Below are 16,600 nucleotides of genomic sequence, written 5' to 3' on the forward strand. Positions count from 1 at the left end.
CGCGGCTCGTCGACAAGGGCAGGTGAATCGACCATACGACATGGGTTCGAGGGCCACTCAGTTCGGTTTCGGGGCCGCTCGGGCGTTGCCTCGTGACCGTTCCCGGCCCGATGATGTCCGGACCTGTCGGCGTTGCGGTGCTCGATTGGGGGCTCAGTGATCGAGGTCGGCGGAAACGGTCGGTTATGGCTGCTGTCCGGCGTCCGGAGCGGCTACGCGCTGCGCCTCACCGAGGACGACGAGCTGCTGCACCTCCACTGGGGGCCGCGGATCACCGTCGAGGACGCCCAGGCCCTCGCCGCAGAGAAGATCCCCGCCGCGCGCGGATTCGAATCGCCGCTCGACGGGCGCGAGGAATACCCGGTGGAGGGGGGCCCGCGCTTCACGCGCCCCGCCCTGTCCGTACGCGCCGACGGCGTACGCGGCACCGAGTGGGCCTTCGGCGGCTGGGAGGCCGACCCCGAGGAGCTGCGGCTGCGCTTCCACGACCGGCTGCACCACCTCGCCCTCACGCTGCACTACCGGATGCGCGCCGGCTCGGACGTCGTCGAGCGCCGGGTCACCCTCACCCACGCCCGTACCCGCGCGCGCGACGGCGTCCCCCTGGAGCTGCTGCGCGCCGACTCCGCCGCCTGGTCGCTGCCCGCGCGCGACGGCTGGCGCCTGTCCCACCTGCACGGCCGGTGGGGCGCCGAGAGCCGCCTGGTCCGCGCCGCCCTCACCCCCGGCGAACAGCTCATCGGCAGCCGCCGCGGCCACACCGGCCACGCCCACCTGCCCTGGATCGCCCTCGACGCGGGCGACGCGGGGGAGGAGAGCGGCGAGGTGTACGGGTGCGCGCTCGGCTGGTCCGGGTCCTGGCGGATCGCCGTGCAGTCGCTGCCCGACGGGTCGGTGCAGGCGGTCGGCGGCGCCGGGCACGACGACTCCGGCCTGCTGCTGCTCGCGCCCGGCGACTCCTGGACCACCCCCGTCTTCGCCGGGCTGTGGACCGAGGGCGGCTTCGGGGCCGCGAGCCGCGCCTGGCACGCCTGGCAGCGCCGCCACATCATCCCCGCCGCCGAGCGGCACCGGCCGGTGCTCTACAACTCCTGGGAGGCCACCGGCTTCCGCGTCGACGAGCGGCAGCAGCGCGAACTGGCCGTCAAGGCGGCCGCCTTGGGAGTGGAGCTGTTCGTCGTGGACGACGGCTGGTTCGGGGCGCGCACCCACGACGCGGCCGGCCTCGGCGACTGGACGCCCAACCCCGACCGCTTCCCCGGAGGGTTGCGGCCGCTCGCGGACGAAGTGCACCGCCTCGGCATGGAGTTCGGCGTCTGGGTCGAGCCGGAGATGGTCAACCCCGACAGCGACCTCTACCGCGCGCACCCCGACTGGGCGCAGCACCACGAGGGCCGCCGCCGCACCGAGTTCCGCAACCAGCTCGTGCTCAACCTCGCCCGCGACGACGTCCGCGCCCACCTGTGGGAACGGCTCGACAGCTTGCTGCGCGGCGCGCCCGTCGACTACCTCAAGTGGGACTTCAACCGCTCCTTCACCGACGCCGGCTGGCCCGGCGACCCGTACCCGCGGCGGCTGTGGACCGCCCACGTCGAGGGCGTGTACGGGCTCCTGGACCGGCTCCGCGCCGCCCACCCGCACGTGGCCGTCGAGGCCTGCTCCGGGGGCGGCGGGCGCGTCGACCTGGCCATGGCGGCCCGTACGGACCAGATGTGGACTTCCGACAACACCGACCCCGTCGATCGGCTCGCCATCCAGCACGGTTTCAGCCAGCTCCACCCGGCCCGGATCATGGCGGCCTGGGTCACCGACAGCCCCAACGAGCAGATGAACGGGCGGTTCAGCCCGCTCGGCTTCCGCTTCGTGAGCGCCATGGCGGGCGTGCTGGGCGTGGGCGGCGACCTCACGCGGTGGAGCGCCGCGGAACTGGACGAGGCGCGGCGCTGGATCGAGCGGTACAAGCGGATCCGCCCGCTGGTGCAGGGCGGCGACCTCTACCGGCTGCGACCGCCCGGCGACGGGCTCACCGCCGTCCAGTACGTACGCGGCGACGAGAGCGCCGTGCTCGCCTGGCTGCCGGCCCAGCGGTACGGCGAGGAACCGCCGCCGCTGCGGCTGTGCGGCCTCGATCCGGCGGCCCGCTACACGGACCTGGACCGCGGCGGGACGCACCGCGGAGCGGTCCTCACCCACCGCGGGCTGCGCACCGGGCTCAGTGGCGACCTGGCCGCTGATGTATTCCACCTTCGCCGCATTACTGGAGAATGATCGAGGTGGGATACATCACTGCACGTCAACCCCTGGTTACGGTGGCGTAGGTCACTGTCGGGGGTGAAAGATGGGGAGCCGTGGCAGAGGATTCGAAGACATTCAAGAGTGACGCAATCGGGTCGTACGCGGCCGTCGGGGACAGCTTCACCGAAGGCGTCGGCGACCCCGGGCCCGACGACACCTTCGTCGGCTGGGCGGACCGGCTCGCCGTGCTCCTCTCCGACCAGCGCGCGGACTCGCAGGCCGAGCGGGGCCCGGAGGCTCCCGCGGGCTTCCGCTACGCCAACCTCGCGGTCCGCGGCCGGCTCCTCGACCAGATCGTCGCCGAGCAGGTGCCGCGCGCCATCGAGCTCGGCCCCGACCTGGTGACGTTCTGCGCCGGCGGCAACGACATCCTGCGCCCCGGCAGCGACCCCGACGATGTCGCGGAGCGCTACGAGGCCGCCGTCGCCGACCTCACGTCCGCCGTCGGCACCGTGCTGCTGTGCACGGGCTTCGACACCCGCGGCATCCCCGTCCTGCGCCACCTGCGCGGCAAGATCGCCACGTACACCGCGCACGTACGGGCCATCGCCGACCGGCACGACTGCCCGGTGCTCGACCTCTGGTCGCTGCGCTCGGTGCAGGACCGCCGCGCCTGGAGCGACGACCGGCTGCACCTGTCCCCCGACGGGCACACCCGCGTCGCGCTGCGCGCCGCGCAGGTGCTCGGCCTGGACGTGCCCGCCGACCCCGACCAGGCATGGCCGTCGGAGGAGCAGCGCTCACCCGCCGAGGTGCGCCGCGACAACATCCACTGGGCGCGCGAGTACCTGGTGCCCTGGATCGGCCGCCGGCTGCGCGGCGAGTCCTCGGGCGACCACGTCGAGCCCAAGCGCCCCGACCTGCTGCCGCTCTGACCCGCCGCTCCCGCCCGCCGCGCCGCCGAGCGCGGCGGGCGTCGGCGCGCGGAGAGCCCCGCGCCGGGTGCCGGTCGGCCCGCTCAGGGGAAGCGCCGGCCCGTACGTACGCCTGGCAGCGCCCTCGGCGCGCTCAGCGTTTGAGCGCCGCGAAGGGCGATCAGCACCCCGGGCGCGCGCCCGTCAGTACCGCCCACACGACGCGTCCCCGGCCGATCTCCCCGGGGCGCACGCCCCACGCGTCCGACACGGCGCCGACCAGCAGCAGGCCGCGCCCGCTCTCCTCGTCCGCGCCGCTGAGCCTGGCCCGCGGCTGGTCCGGGCCGTAGCCCTGGTCGGCGACCTCGACGTGCAGGCGGTCGCCGCTGACGCGCAGCCGGCAGCTCACCTTGTCGCTGTCGGTGTGCCGCACGGCGTTGGTGAAGAGCTCGGAGACCACCAATTCGGCGTCCTCGCACACCACTTGTGCCACGCCCCACTCGCCGAGCCGCGCGAGGACTCGTCTTCGCGCCTCGGCCACCGAGGTGTTCCGGGCCGGCAGGTGGAACGCGTCCTGCAGGTGCTGGACGGACGAACCGCCTCGGCGCCTTAACGAGACTGCGTCATAGGAGTAGGCCACCCGGCAACTATGTGCGATGTGAGTCACGTGTGGCAAGGTTCAATCTGTAAATTGCAGAATCGCAAGCACAGACTGTTAGCTCAACCGGCTGCGTGACACACTGCTGGGCATATGACATCGGTTGGAGGGGATGGACAGTGGCGGACGCACGGCCGGTAGGCGCTCCGACCGTCCTTCGGGTCGTGCTGGGCAAGCGGTTGCAGGACCTGCGCGAGAAGGCCGGACTCAGCTACGAACAGGCGGGCAAGGCCCTCGACGTCACGCACGCGACCGTCCGCCGGATGGAGAAGGCCGAGGTCGGGCTCAAGATCCCGTACATCGAGAAGCTCCTGCGCATCTACGGGATAGACGACTCCGACGAGATCGAGAACTTCGTCGCGCTGGCCCGCGAGGCCAACCAGCCCGGCTGGTGGCACCGGTTCCGCGACGTGCTCCCCGACTGGTTCAGCGCGTTCGTCAGCCTGGAGGGTGAGGCCAACCTCATCCGCGCCTACGAACCCCACTACGTACCCGGGCTGCTGCAGACCGAGGGCTACGCCCGCGCGGTGCTGCGCGCCGGGATGCCGCACGCCGCCGACGCCGACATCGACCGCGGCGTGGCCGTCCGCATGGAGCGCCAGTCGCTCCTCACCCGCGAGAACGCGCCGCTGCTCTGGGTGGTCATGGACGAGACCGTCCTGCGCCGCCGCATCGGCGGCCCCGAGGTCATGCGCGAGCAGCTCGACCGGCTCATCGAGGCCACCGCCATGCCCAACGTACGGCTCCAGGTCATCCCGTTCGCGGCCGGACCGCACCCGGCGATGTACGGGCCGTTCCACATCTTCCGGTTCCCGATCCAGGAACTGCCGGACATCGCCTACGCCGAGAACCTCGTCGGGGCCGTCTACTTCGACCAGCGCGACGACGTCTCCACCCTGTTGGAGGCGCTCGACCGCATGTGCGCGCAGGCCGCGCCGGCACACACCACCGAGGCCTACCTGGGTGGCATTCGTAAGGAGATCTGAACCATGGGTCGCATATACAACGGCATGCCCGCCAAGGACCTCGGGAGCGAGGGCTGGCACAAGCCGTGGAGCGGCGGCAACGGCGGAAGCTGTGTCGAGGCCATGCGGCTGCGCGACGGCAGGGTGGCCCTGCGTCAGTCGACGGACCCGGACGGGCCCGCGCTGATCTACACCCACCACGAGATCCAGACATTCATCCAGGGCGCGAAGGCCGGCGAGGCCGACTTCCTGCTCGTGGGGCCGAGCATGAGCGGCGAGTGAGGGAGAGGCACGTGAGCGAGCGCGGATTCTCGGCCGAGGAGCTGGACACCAGCAGACCTCACCCGGCCCGGATGTACGACTACTACCTCGGCGGCTGGGACAACTACCAGGTCGACCGCGAGGCGGCCGAACAGGTCATCAAGATCATCCCGGATGCGCGGCCCAGCGCCCGCGCCAACCGGGCCTTCCTGCGCCGCGCCGTCCGGGAGGTCGTGCGCGGCGGCATCCGGCAGATCATCGACATCGGCACGGGCATCCCCACCTCGCCCAACACCCACGAGGTGGCGCGCGAGGTGGCCCCCGACGTCCGGGTCGCCTACGTGGACAACGACCCGATCGTCTCCGTCCACGCGGGCGCGAAGCTCACCAACGCGGGCAACGCCGGGTTCGTGCTCGCCGACGTCCGGCAGCCGGAGGCGATCCTCGAACACCCCGTCATCCGGCGGCTCATCGACTTCGACGAGCCGGTGGCCCTCATGCTCGTCGCCGTCCTGCACTTCATCACGGACGCCGAGGACCCGGCCGGCATCGTCGCCACGCTCGGCGACGCCCTGCCCGACGGCAGCTACCTCATCCTCACCCACGGGACCGGCGACTTCCACCGGCACGTCGACGGCGACGCCGCCGACGCGTACAAGAACGCCACCGCCTCGCTGACCGTCCGCGGCTTCGAGGAGATCGTGCCCTTCTTCGACGGGTTCGACCTCCTCGACCCCGGCCTCGTACAGGCCCCGCTGTGGCGGCCGGACGGCGCGCCGCCCACCGTCGAGGAACTTTCCCGCGTCGCCTTCTACGGAGGGGTGGGCCAGAAGGGCTGAGCCGGTACGCGCTCCAGCACGCCGCCCGCGAACACGTCGTACAGGGGCAGCGACTCCAGGTGCACATAGCCGATGTGGCAGTCGCAGACGGCGAGCGGGCAGGGGCGCGGGCGCAGCGCCGCGCGGTACGAGCCGTCGTAGAGGTTGCCCAGCTCGGCGCGGACGAAATGGCAGCGGCGCACCGTGCCGTCGCCGTCCACCGAGACGACCGACTCGCCCGTACGGCACGGCAGTCCGCGGCTGGTGTGCGGATGGCGGCTGTACGGGAAGAGCGGGTCGAGCGCCGTCCACCGGGCGGCCTCGGCGTCCGGGTAGACGTGCCCCTCGGCCGCGTTGACCCACAGATAGACGTGGCCGGGGAGGTCGGCGCGCAGCCTGCGGGCATCGTCCAGATGCTCGGGGAGGCCGACCACCCCGACGCTGAAGCGCACGCCGAGCGCCGTCAACTCCCGGGTCCGGTCCAGGAATCGGCCGTACGGGGTCTGGCCCGGATGGTACGTGCACCACAGCGCGACGCGGTCCGTGTCGGCGTCGGCGAGCCAGCCGGTGCGGCAGCTCAGATTGGTCTGGATCGCCACCCGGCGAAGGTGCGGCAGCCGGCTCAACTCGACCAGCGCGCGCCGGTACCAGGACCGGACCAGGCCCTCGCCCCACGGGGTGAAGAGGACCGACAGCCGGTCCTCGCGCCGCTCGGCGGCCCAGCCGGTGAAGCGCTCCAGCGCGGCGCGGTCGGCCCGCAGCGCCGCCGTGCTGTCGCGGCGCTTGGCGAACGGGCAGTACGGGCAGTCGTAGTCGCACGACGCGAGCGGCCCCCGGTACAGGAGCGTCAGATCCCGCCCGCCGCCCGGAGCGTGAGGGGGAGTCATATGACGTGTGCTCATGTGAGGGCCGATCACTTGAGGTCGTAGTCGGCCATCGCGGCGCGCACCGCCGGCGAGAACAGCTCGGGCCCGAGCGCGTCCGAGTGCGCCAGCCCCTCCGGCGAGAGCCGCAGCAGCTCCGGGGCGGCCGACGCGTCGAGCCAGCCGCGCGCCGCGAACCGCGCCAGCTCGGCGGGGAAGTCGGCCTCCGCGTCCGTGCCGAAACGGGCCCGGTACTCGGCGAGCGACGCGCCCTCCGCCTGGAGCAGCGACTGGAGGAGATGGCGGCGGCGCGGCTCGTCGCCGGACATCCGGTGGCCCACCTCGGCGCGGGCGAACTCTTCCGCCGGCCGCGCGACGTAGTCGTCGACGATGGCGCGGATCTGCCGCATGTCCACGGCGTAGTCGAAGGAGTAGTGGACGGACGACGTGTAGGAGCGGGCCCCGCAGCCCAGCCCGACCATCCCGTCCGTCTGGCACGCGTGGTCCCCCTGACCGGTGGGGACGCCCGCGCCCGGCGCGTCGGCGCGCCGGAACATCCGCATCGAGACCTGCTCGTAGCCCTCGCCCAGCAGATGGTCGCGGCCCTGCCGGTACAGCCGCAGCCGCCGCTCGTCCCACTCGGCGTCCGCCGCCGGCCCGGCGGGCCCCTGGCGGCCCAGCCCGGTCAGCGGACGCACGTACAGCGGGTAGAGGTACAGCTCCTCCGGCCGCCAGGCGAGCGCGGCGTCCAGTGAGCGCCGCCAACTGTCCGCGGTCTGCCCGTCGATGCCGTAGATCAGATCGATGTTCAGGACCGGGATGCCGGCCGCCCGGACGCGGCCGAGCGCCGCCTCCACGTCGGCGCGGCGCTGCGGGCGCACCGCCGCCCGCGCCTCGGCGTCCACGAAGCTCTGCACCCCGAGGCTCAGCCGGGTGGTGCCGCGCTCGGCGAGCACCGCGAGCCGGTCGGCGGTCGCCGTCGCCGGGGACGCCTCCACCGACAGCGGCACCGCCCGCAGGTCCGCGCCCATGCGCCGCTCGGCTATGTCGCACAGCCGCGTCAGCTCGGCGGCGGTGAGGAAGGTGGGGGTGCCGCCGCCGAACGCGGCGGTCGCGAACCGCGCCCCGCCGTCCAGCGCGGCGCGCACCGCGCCCGCCTGGCGCTCCAGCGCGTCGAGGTAGGCGGTGGTCAGGCCGTCCGGGGCGCCGATGCGCGTGAAGAGGTTGCAGAAGCCGCAGCGCACCTCGCAGAACGGTATGTGCAGATAGAGCGAGAGGGCCCGCTGGTCCTCGCCCGCCCACAGCTCGCCGAGCGCGGGCCGGGGGCGCAGCGGCCGGTAGGCGGTCTTGTGCGGGTAGGCGTAGACGTAGCTCTGGTACGGGCGTACGGACGCGGCCGTCTCCGCGGCGGTCATCGTGCCAGTCGCTCCTGCCGCGCTCGCGGTGCCAGCCGTGCCTGCCGCGCCCGCCGTGTCTGTCGTGGTCGTCGTGCTCATCGGGCCTCTTCGGATATGGGGGGTTCGAGGAAGAAGTGGGCGTAGGGGACGGTCCAGACGGCCTCGTGGCCGAGCCGGTGGCCCGTGTAGCCGCCGTCCCCGTACGCGGTGCCGTGGTCGGAGCAGACGATCGCGAAGCACCGGCGGCGACGGCTCGCGGCGGCGAAGAGCCGCCCGATGTGCCGGTCGACGTACTCCAGGGCGGCGGCGTGCGTCGCCCGCGAGTCGCCCGCCTCGCGGGTCGCGCCGGGCAGATGGAACCAGTTGGGCTGGTGCAGCGCCGACACGTTCACGAAGAGGAACAGCCGCCGCTCTGCGGGGAGATCGGCCACCACCCGTTCCGCGCACTCGACCTGCGCCTCGAACGACCGGGGCGAGGGGACGCCGAACTCCGGCTCCCAGTGGCTCTCCTGGAACAGTCCCGGCAGCACACCGCCGAGCGCCCCCTGCTTGTTGAAGAAGCCGACCCCGCCCACGCACACCGTGCGGTACCCGGCCGCCGCCAGGCCGGAGACCAGGTCCGGGGTGTCGAAGACGTACGTGGCCGGGGCGGTGGACTCGCTGCCCGCGAACCGGGCCGCGAACAGCCGCTCGTGCGGCCCGGGGGCGGCGGGCGTGGGCAGGAAGCCCGCGAACATCGCCTGGTGCGACGCGTAGGTGAAGTTCCCCGGCGCGTGCCGCTCCTCCCAGCGCCCGCCCGGCAGATGGCGCGCGAGATGGGGTATCCGTCCGGCGGCCGCCAACTCGGCGGCCACGTCGTAGCGCAGCGTGTCGAGCGTGACGAACAGCAGGTCGTCGCTGCCCACGACCTCGTTCATATCGGGGTTCACGCCGGAGGGCGCGCCGGGTTCGGGACCGGCGGGCGCCCGGTTCGGCGGGGGCGTGGACGGCGGCGTGGGCATGGTGCTCCTGGTACGGGTCGTGCCGCATGGGCTGGATGTACTGGATGTGCTGGATGTTCTGCATGGGCTGGGTGTGCTCGGTCAGTCGGCGTGCGCGGCGGGCGCCAGGGGAGCGGGGGTACGGGCCGCCGGCCCGTCGCCCCGGAGCACGGCGGCGACCTGCGCGCCGTACGTGTCCAGGGACTCGGCGCCGCTCCCCGCCAGCCCGGTCAGCCCCGGCAGCAGATCGCCGAAGGCGTTGACCTCGCCGACCGCGAACCGCCGCCAGCCGCTGCCCGGCAGCAGATCCACGCCGACGCACAGCGTGCCCGGGAAGCAGGCCGCCGCCGCCTCGCAGCGGCCCAGCACCTCGGGCCATGCCGTCCCCGCCGCCTCCGCCGCGGCACGGGCGGCGGCCAGATCGCCGCGCGCCCCGCCGAGGTGCAGATTGGTCATCGGCGACCGGCTGGTGCGCACCACAGCGTGGGTGGCGCGCCCGCCGACGACGACCACCCGCAGATCCGCGGCGCGACCGCGCTGGGATGCCTTCGGCAGCCAGCGTTCGATGTGCAGACCGTCCGGCGCCAGGGCGTCGACGATCGCGGCGACCTCCGCCTCGGTGCCGTAGCGCCGCACCCGCAGGGAGTTGAAGAGGCGGCCGTCGGCGGAGCGCTCCACGGAGGTGGTGGCGCGCACCCGGCCGGGGCCCGCCACCTCGACGGCCAGCACCCCCGACGCCGACGAGCCGTGCGCCGACTTCACGAAGGCGCGCCGCAGCCCGGCGGACGCGAGCCGGGCCCGTACGTCCGCCCAGCCCCGTACCGGCTCTGCGCCGCCGCCGGACGTCGGCGACATCGGCACGGGCACCCCCGCCGCGCTCAGCTCTCCGTGGCACAGCCGCTTGTCGAAGAGGACGGCGATGTCCCGCGGCGAGCTGAGCACCGTCGCGCCGACCGTGTCCGCGGCAGCCGCGACCTGGCGGACGGCGTCGGAGAACCGCGCGTACCACCGGGCGGTCCCCTCCACGCGGGCCGGGTCCGAGGCGCCGCGCAGCAGCCGCTCCACCTCGGCGTCCTCGCCGGGCGAGTCGATGCGCACCGTCTCGCCCGGAGCGAACCGCGCCCCCTCCCGCAGCACCTCGCGCCACGGCAGGACGCGGGGCGCGGGCAGCCCCGCCGCCCGTACGGCCGCCGTGAACAGCGTGACCCGCCGGTTGTCCGGATTGCCGACGACCGCGAAGCGGGGGAGAGGCGCGCTCATTCGGAGACGGCGGTGTAGCGCATGATCTCGCCGTCGTCCCACTCGTCCTCGTCGGCGTCGTCGGCCGAGAGGTCGAGCTCCACGCCGGCCGGCTCCAGCGCCTCGCGCAGCCGCTGTCCCATCTCCTCCCCGATGTAATTGTGGTGCAGGTCGAGCCACTTGAGGTGGGTGAGGGACTGGCCTTCGAGCAGCGCCCGCGCGCCGTCGTCCGTGAGCACCCCCATCGACAGGTCCAGCGACTCCAGGCGCGCGACGACCGGCGCGGCGGCGACGGCGGCGGCGATGGCGTCCTGCTCCTCGCTGTTCTGGAGCCCGAGGTGACGCAGGTTCGGCAGGCGGTCCCCGGCCAGGAGGGGCGCGAGGTCCTCGATGGTGGAGTCGCCGCCGTACTCCTCGACGCCCAGCCACATCTCCAGGTATTCCAACGCGGGCAGATCGCTGGCCCCGACGCCGCGGACCACGTCGGCGGGGAGCCCGCCCGTCTCGAAACTCAGCGTCCGCAGGTGCTCGTGGCGCACCGCCGGGAAGCGCAGGTCGGTGCCGCCCCGCACGCCGAACTCGCGCAGCGCCGGGTAGGCCGTGAGCACCGGCGTCACATCGCACTGCTCGATCCAGGAGATCTCCGCCTCCTCCATCTCCAGATCGCCGATGAAGACGGCCTCCAGAGCGGTCAGCCGGTCCCGCGCGGCCACCAGCCGGTCGACCACCAGGCTGGAGTCGTTGTCGTACGGTTCGCCCCACGGGCCGATGACCAGCGCCCGTACGGCCGAGGGGTCCACCGTCGCCAGGAACCGGTCGAAGACGGCCTCGAAGGACTCCCCGTAGTCCTCCCATATCGGGGCGGCGATTCGCCACGCCACGCTCGCGGCGGCGGGCAGCTCGCCCCGGTGATCCGGCTCCGGGAAGTCGAAGACAGGCAGACCGTGCAGCTCTTGGAGGTGTTCGACATCGGACATGGCAGAGCTCTCCTGACGCGTACGGGCGGTGCGCAACCGAGGAACGGCGTGCGAAGAGAGTTCTACCAAGAGCCACTGACAACGGCCCCGTCAGGCCCGGTCGGCGGCCGATCAGTTCCCGGCGGAACCTGTCGCGTCCGCCGGCTGCGCCGGGCTCGCGGCCGGGACGTCGCACCGGTCCTTGAACCCCTGACTGGTGATGCCGAGCGCCGAGTTCATGCGGGCCCGCAGGTTCTCCACCGCGATGATCGCGGTCAGTTCCACGAGCCGGGGCTCGTCGAGATGGCGGCGGAGCCGGTCGAAGAGCGCGTCGTCCACGGTCGGCGGCGTCGAGGTCATGGCCTCGGCGTACTCCATGACGTCCCGTTCCGCCGGGGTGTAGACGGTGCTCTCCCGCCAGCCGGGCACATCGCGCAGCTTCCGGGGGTCCATTCCGTGCCGGAAGCTCTCCCAGTAGCCGAAGTCCATGCACCACGAGCAGTCCACGCGGGCCGCCGTCGCCATCACGGCGAGCGTCTTGAGCCCGGCGTCCGCCGTGTTCCACTTGGCGACGGACTGCTCCATGCGGCTGGTGGTGAGCAGCACGCGGGTGTTGTGCGACGCCGCCGCCAGCGGCTCGATGTCGGCGCCGAACCGGCGCCTGCAGATCCACGACACGGCTCGGTAGCCGAGCGTACGGCGCGGGGTGAGCGAGATACGGGCCATGATGCTGCCTCCTGTGAGTGGCACGGTCTGTCGTCCTCGCCCCTACGACGGACCGTCCGCCGCCCGATGTGACATCGGGGCCCGGACACCGGCCGGGCACCGGTCCGGCGCCCCTCGGGTATGCCGCTCAGGCGCCGCTCAGGGACCGTACGCGGCTTACCGGGCGGCGTTCGGCGACGGCGTGCTCGACGCCCGCGCGGCCGGCAGCAGCGTGGTCCGCCGCCGCGGCTCCTTGGCCGGGGCCTCCCAGCGCGAGCGGCCGGCGCTCCGCACCGCCGGCCCCTTCCCGGTCCCCGCGTCGGCGGCCGCGGGCGGCTCGGCCGGCCGTTCGGCGCGTACGGACCGCTCGGCCGTCTCCCGGCGCGGCGGCGGCGCGCCGGCCTGGAAGGCGACCAGGAGGCCGTTGCCGGCGTCGCGCCGAACTTGGAGGTCGCGGATCTCGACCCCGGCGGCGCCGCGCGTCAGCTCCCGCAGGAGAGCGGAGTCGACGCCGCGCTCGTCGGCGCGCGCGCCCGCGCCCCGCGGCGACGGCGCGGGCGCCTCGTAGTCGGCGCAGGTCACGGCGCACCGCTTGCTGGTGACGCCCACGGACAGGTGGTATTGCCCCGCCGGGCTGTGCTGCTCCATGAATCGGCAGGCCCCTCCGGCGGCCCGGGCGAGGGCGGCGGCGAGGGCGCGGTCGGCGCCGAGGGCGGACAGGGCCCCGCACAGCAGCTCCGCGGCGATGTCCGCGCTGCCGGCGGCCCGCCGCATGGACACGGTCCACACCATCGGCCGGGTGTGGAGGCGGGAATGTGCCAGAAACACCGAGGCGGTCGGCTGCTGATCCAATGACTTCACCTCGGCCGTGGGCGGCGGCGTCCGTAGACAGGTCATGGCGCGATGCCGGGGACCGGGGCATGCCAACTCTAGAACCGCCGGGCCCCCGCCGTACAGACGACTGTCGGACAGCCGAGGGGCGAGGCGGATGGCGGAGGCGTGCACCACCCGCGGCACCCGCGCCAGGCCCGTCACGGCAGGTCACCCGCGTCCGGCCCACCGGCTTCAGGGCCCCGCGCACCGGCGCCGGGCGCCGGACGGCCACCGCCGGGGCCTCCCGGCCTCGGGGTCCCGCTCCCCGGCCGCCCGGCCCGTGAACGACCGCGCCGCTCACTCGCCGACGTCCCGCCGGTTCGACAGCGCCGCCTGGGCCAAGGGGGTGAGCGTACGGACCGTCACCGGCCCGTCCTCGGCCGCCCGCTCCAGGGAGAGCCAGCCTTTGTCCGCCAACGAGCGCAATTGCCCCCGCGCGTCGTCGCCCAGCTCCTCGGCCAGCTCGTCCTCCGACGGGGCGTCGCCCGCCGCCAGGCGCTCGGCGACCCGCAGGAGCAGCGCCTCCTCCTCCCCGGTGATGTTGAAGTCCATGGGGCGACCGTAAGCGCCCGCCGCGCCCCGCGCGTGCCGAGGAGCGTCGAGGACCATGGAGGCATGACAGCCGACGGCGAACTCTTCCCCCGGCCCGTCACCGAGCCGGCCCCCGGCGCGGTGCACCTGCCGGGCTGGCTCGATCCCGACCAGCAGCTACGGCTGCTGCACGCCTGTCGCGAGTGGGCCAGGCCGCCCGCCGGACTGCGGACCGTGACGATGCCCAACGGCGGCGAGATGTCGGTGCGCACCGTCGGGCTCGGCTGGCACTGGTTCCCCTACGGCTACGCCCGTACCGTCGTCGACGGCGACGGAGCGCCCGTCAAGCCCTTCCCCGGCTGGCTGCGGGAGCTGGCCCAGCGCGCTGCCGCTGACGCGCTCGGGGCCGCCCCGGAGCCGTACGACATCGCGCTGATCAATTTCTACGGCGCCGACGCCCGGATGGGCATGCACCGCGACAGCGACGAGAGGTCGGACGCGGCCGTGGTCTCGCTGAGCCTCGGCGACGCCTGCGTCTTCCGGTTCGGCAATACGAGCGACAGGGGGCGGCCCTGGACGGACGTGGAACTGCGCAGCGGCGATCTCTTCGTCTTCGGCGGCCCCTCCCGGCTCGCCTACCACGGGGTCCCGCGGACCCTCCCCGGGACCGCCCCGCCCGCCCTCGGACTCACCGGACGGCTCAATATCACGCTGCGGGTCAGCGGCCTGTGAGCGACGCGCGGACGCGACGTTCGCTCTCGGCGTGACCGTGTAGGCCAAAGGAGCGGCGCGCGGGGAACATCCGCGCGGGCGCCGCCGGTTGAAGGGGCTGAGGCCGTCCGGGCCCGCACCACGGGGGGCGGGCCCGGACGGCGGCGGGGGCGCCGGGGGGCGTTCGGGGCGCCCGGCGGGTCCGCCGACCTGTCGAAGATCACGTCGTGCGGTCGCGCACCGTACAGATAATGGGGTGACCTGCCCCCTCACTCTGGAGGCGCCGTGACCGGCTCCCGCCCGAAAACCTCCCCGCTCGACGCGCTGCGACCCGCCGCATTCGGGGCCGACCCGTCCGGAGAGCGGATGGCGCGCATCCGGCGGTCGCCGAACTTCGCCGACGGGGTGTTCACCAACCCGGTCGCCGCCTCGATCGCCCCCTCCGGCTCGATGCTGAAGTACCTGCCCACGTACTTCAGGAAGGAGGAGCGCGCCCGGCGGGCCCCGGCCGGCAACGTTCCCGTATACCCGACGGCCCTCGCCGAACTGGCCGCCCCGCCCGCCTCCGGGCTGCGGCTGACCTGGATGGGCCACTCCACCGTGCTGGCGGAGATCGACGGGCGGCGGGTGCTCTTCGACCCGGTGTGGGGGCAGCGCTGCTCGCCGTTCGCCTTCGTGGGCCCCCGCCGGCTGCACCCGGCCCCCGTGCCGCTGCGCGAACTCGGCCGGGTGGACGCCGTCGTCATCTCGCACGACCACTACGACCACCTGGACATGCCGTCCGTCCGGGCGCTGGCCCGGACCGGCACGAGCTTCTTCGTGCCCCTGGGCATCGGCGCGCACCTGGAGCACTGGGGCGTGCCGGCCGAGCAGACGACCGAGCTGGACTGGCGGGAATCGGCCAAGATCGCGGGGCTGACCCTCACCGCGACCCCGGCCCGGCACTTCTGCGGCCGCGGGCTGCGCAACACCCAGCACACCCTGTGGGCCTCCTGGGTGGTGGCCGGGCCCGAGCACCGGGTCTTCCACAGCGGCGACACGGGGTACTTCCCGGGGTTCGCCGAGATCGGCGCGGAGTACGGCCCGTTCGACGCCACGATGATCCAGATCGGCGCCTACAGCGAGCTGTGGCCCGACATCCACATGACGCCCGACGAGGGCATGCGCGCCCACCGCGACCTCCAGGGCGGCTCGTCGGGGGCGCCCGGCGAGACGCTGGAGATCGGCGACGCACCCGGCGGCATCATGCTGCCGATCCACTGGGGCACCTTCAACCTCGCCCCGCACCCCTGGCACGAGCCCGCCGAGGGCACCGTCGCCGCCGCCGAGCGGGCCGGCGCCACGGTCGCCACCCCGCGCCCGGGCCAGCCCTTCGAACCCGCCTCGCCGCCGCCGGTCGACCCGTGGTGGCGGCCGCTCGCGACCGCCCCGGCGGGCGGCTGGCCGCTGCTCGCGGGCGCGGCCCCGGCGAGCGGGGCGGACCGGCCGGGACCGGCCGGAGAGGCCGTGCTCCAGGCGTGACGCCGCGCGCGTCCCCGCCCGCGTTCCCTTGTGCGAAGCCCTCGCCGCGCGCCCCGCCCGCCGCGCCTCAGCCCCGCTGTTTCACGGCATCGCCCGCCTTGTCCCAGTTCTGGTGCAGCCGGTCCAGGTAGGACTGGGCCTGCGGCCCCGGCTTCGCGCCCCGGGCGAACGCGGCCATGTTGCCCGCCCCGGCGTTGTAGCCCAGCGCCAGCAGCTCGTCCTTGGTGTGCGCGCGGGACCGCTGGGCGGGCAGTTGCGCGGCGAGGTCGTGCAGGTGCCAGGCCGCGGCCTCGATGGCCAGGCGCGGGTTGCCGGGCAGGTCCTCCCAGCTCCGGTCGGCGAAGTCCCGGCCCCGCTTGGCCTCGTCGAAGGCGGCCTTGTGCATGTTCGCGATGCCGAACGCGGAGTCCTTCTTGATGCGCTGCCAGGCCCGTTCCAGCTCGGGGTCGTGCGGCTTGTAGGACTCGACGTACAGGATCGCCATGAGGAGGCGCGGATTGACGCCCGCCTTCTTCGCGTACGTGACGACCTGCGGGCCGTACCGCGTGGGGTCCTGGTCGACGCCCGGCGTGGGCGTGGTGCCGCCCGCCGCGTCGGGCGTCGGCGACCCGGACGCCTTGGGCGCGGAGGGCCGCGCCCCGGACGAGTCGTCGGAGCTGTGGCCGCAGCGCGCGAGGGCTACGACGGCCAGGACGGCCACTACGACGACCGGCCACTTCCGGCGCCGGTGAGGGGTGCTCATGGCCTGCCTCCCATCATGAGGTCATGAGGACGTGTACGAGTACGCATGATCCCTGGTCCGGCGGCGCGATGGCAGCCCGGTGGGGCGCGCAGGCGCGAGCGGCTCGTCCCCGCGCCCGCCGGGCCGCGCGGGAGCGCCCCCGTCCGGTACCCGGGCGAGCGGGGCGGCGCCCGGTGGGGAACGGACCCGAGGACGTGGCGCGGAGTTCATGTCGTACCTCTTGTGGCCGGT

The 16,600-nt window shown here is 74.0% G+C and carries 17 protein-coding genes; 7 read left to right on the forward strand and 10 right to left on the reverse strand.

The features are described from left to right. Nucleotides 1-156 precede the first annotated feature (156 nt). Together IF55_RS32195 and IF55_RS32200 are read left to right on the forward strand one after the other, a co-directional pair. On the forward strand, nt 157-2,268 hold the full coding sequence (locus IF55_RS32195) for an alpha-galactosidase (protein ID WP_030890218.1): 2,112 nt from the start codon (nt 157-159) through the stop codon (nt 2,266-2,268). Between the two features lie 80 nt (nt 2,269-2,348). Next, complete coding sequence (locus tag IF55_RS32200; protein ID WP_030890221.1) at nt 2,349-3,170, forward strand: SGNH/GDSL hydrolase family protein; 822 nt, start codon at nt 2,349-2,351, stop codon at nt 3,168-3,170. 160 nt (nt 3,171-3,330) lie between these two features. On the opposite strand, the gene IF55_RS32205 is transcribed toward IF55_RS32200, so the two are convergent. Further along, nucleotides 3,331-3,789: an ATP-binding protein gene (locus tag IF55_RS32205; protein WP_245661580.1), complete on the reverse strand. Its 459-nt coding sequence runs from the start codon at nt 3,787-3,789 to the stop codon at nt 3,331-3,333. A 137-nt stretch (nt 3,790-3,926) separates the two neighbouring features. On the opposite strand from IF55_RS32205, the gene IF55_RS32210 reads away from it, so the two are divergent. From IF55_RS32210 to IF55_RS32220, 3 genes are read left to right on the forward strand one after another with little or no spacing between them, the layout of a single operon-like run. Beyond that, nucleotides 3,927-4,793, forward strand: a complete 867-nt coding sequence (locus tag IF55_RS32210; protein WP_030890225.1) for a helix-turn-helix domain-containing protein — start codon at nt 3,927-3,929, stop codon at nt 4,791-4,793. 3 nt (nt 4,794-4,796) lie between these two features. Beyond that, nucleotides 4,797-5,054 carry a DUF397 domain-containing protein gene (locus IF55_RS32215; protein WP_030890227.1) on the forward strand — a complete coding sequence of 86 codons (258 nt, stop codon included), beginning with the start codon at nt 4,797-4,799 and terminating at the stop codon, nt 5,052-5,054. Between the two features lie 11 nt (nt 5,055-5,065). Then, nucleotides 5,066-5,872: an SAM-dependent methyltransferase gene (locus IF55_RS32220; RefSeq protein ID WP_030890229.1), complete on the forward strand. Its 807-nt coding sequence runs from the start codon at nt 5,066-5,068 to the stop codon at nt 5,870-5,872. On the opposite strand, the gene IF55_RS32225 is transcribed toward IF55_RS32220, so the two are convergent. The 8 genes from IF55_RS32225 to IF55_RS32260 all read right to left on the reverse strand — a co-directional run bounded on the left by IF55_RS32225 (nt 5,845) and on the right by IF55_RS32260 (nt 13,416). Further along, complete coding sequence (locus tag IF55_RS32225) at nt 5,845-6,738, reverse strand: STM4011 family radical SAM protein (protein WP_030890232.1); 894 nt, start codon at nt 6,736-6,738, stop codon at nt 5,845-5,847. The genes IF55_RS32220 and IF55_RS32225 overlap by 28 nt on opposite strands. Before the next feature lie 26 nt (nt 6,739-6,764). After that, nucleotides 6,765-8,129 (reverse strand): STM4012 family radical SAM protein, encoded by a 1,365-nt coding sequence (locus IF55_RS32230; RefSeq protein WP_030890235.1) that lies wholly within the window; start codon nt 8,127-8,129, stop codon nt 6,765-6,767. Between the two features lie 77 nt (nt 8,130-8,206). Beyond that, the gene (locus IF55_RS32235; protein WP_037966877.1) at nt 8,207-9,028 is read right to left on the reverse strand and encodes an STM4013/SEN3800 family hydrolase; all 822 of its coding nucleotides are present in this window, start codon (nt 9,026-9,028) and stop codon (nt 8,207-8,209) included. A 165-nt stretch (nt 9,029-9,193) separates the two neighbouring features. Continuing rightward, entirely contained in the window at nt 9,194-10,351 is a 1,158-nt protein-coding gene (locus IF55_RS32240; protein WP_030890241.1) for an STM4014 family protein, read from the reverse strand. Beyond that, nucleotides 10,348-11,307 (reverse strand): STM4015 family protein, encoded by a 960-nt coding sequence (locus IF55_RS32245; RefSeq protein ID WP_030890244.1) that lies wholly within the window; start codon nt 11,305-11,307, stop codon nt 10,348-10,350. Before IF55_RS32245 ends, IF55_RS32240 begins: the two co-directional genes overlap by 4 nt. 111 nt (nt 11,308-11,418) lie before the next feature. Then, nucleotides 11,419-12,036: a carboxymuconolactone decarboxylase family protein gene (locus IF55_RS32250; protein WP_342668361.1), complete on the reverse strand. Its 618-nt coding sequence runs from the start codon at nt 12,034-12,036 to the stop codon at nt 11,419-11,421. Nucleotides 12,037-12,168: 132 nt separating this feature from the next. Beyond that, complete coding sequence (locus IF55_RS32255; RefSeq protein ID WP_157854544.1) at nt 12,169-12,843, reverse strand: hypothetical protein; 675 nt, start codon at nt 12,841-12,843, stop codon at nt 12,169-12,171. A 318-nt stretch (nt 12,844-13,161) separates the two neighbouring features. Next, nucleotides 13,162-13,416 (reverse strand): hypothetical protein, encoded by a 255-nt coding sequence (locus IF55_RS32260; protein WP_030890253.1) that lies wholly within the window; start codon nt 13,414-13,416, stop codon nt 13,162-13,164. A 63-nt stretch (nt 13,417-13,479) separates the two neighbouring features. Here IF55_RS32260 and IF55_RS32265 point away from each other — a divergent pair, with 63 nt between their 5' ends. Together IF55_RS32265 and IF55_RS32270 are read left to right on the forward strand one after the other, a co-directional pair. Continuing rightward, on the forward strand, nt 13,480-14,127 hold the full coding sequence (locus IF55_RS32265) for an alpha-ketoglutarate-dependent dioxygenase AlkB family protein (RefSeq protein WP_030890256.1): 648 nt from the start codon (nt 13,480-13,482) through the stop codon (nt 14,125-14,127). Between the two features lie 264 nt (nt 14,128-14,391). Continuing rightward, nucleotides 14,392-15,627, forward strand: a complete 1,236-nt coding sequence (locus tag IF55_RS32270) for an MBL fold metallo-hydrolase (RefSeq protein WP_037966854.1) — start codon at nt 14,392-14,394, stop codon at nt 15,625-15,627. 67 nt (nt 15,628-15,694) lie between these two features. On the opposite strand, the gene IF55_RS32275 is transcribed toward IF55_RS32270, so the two are convergent. Then, on the reverse strand, nt 15,695-16,369 hold the full coding sequence (locus IF55_RS32275; protein ID WP_030890262.1) for a transglycosylase SLT domain-containing protein: 675 nt from the start codon (nt 16,367-16,369) through the stop codon (nt 15,695-15,697). Between the last annotated feature and the right edge of the window lie 231 nt (nt 16,370-16,600).

Source organism: Streptomyces varsoviensis, from assembly GCF_000718635.1.
Classification (GTDB): Bacteria; Actinomycetota; Actinomycetes; order Streptomycetales; family Streptomycetaceae; genus Streptomyces; species Streptomyces varsoviensis.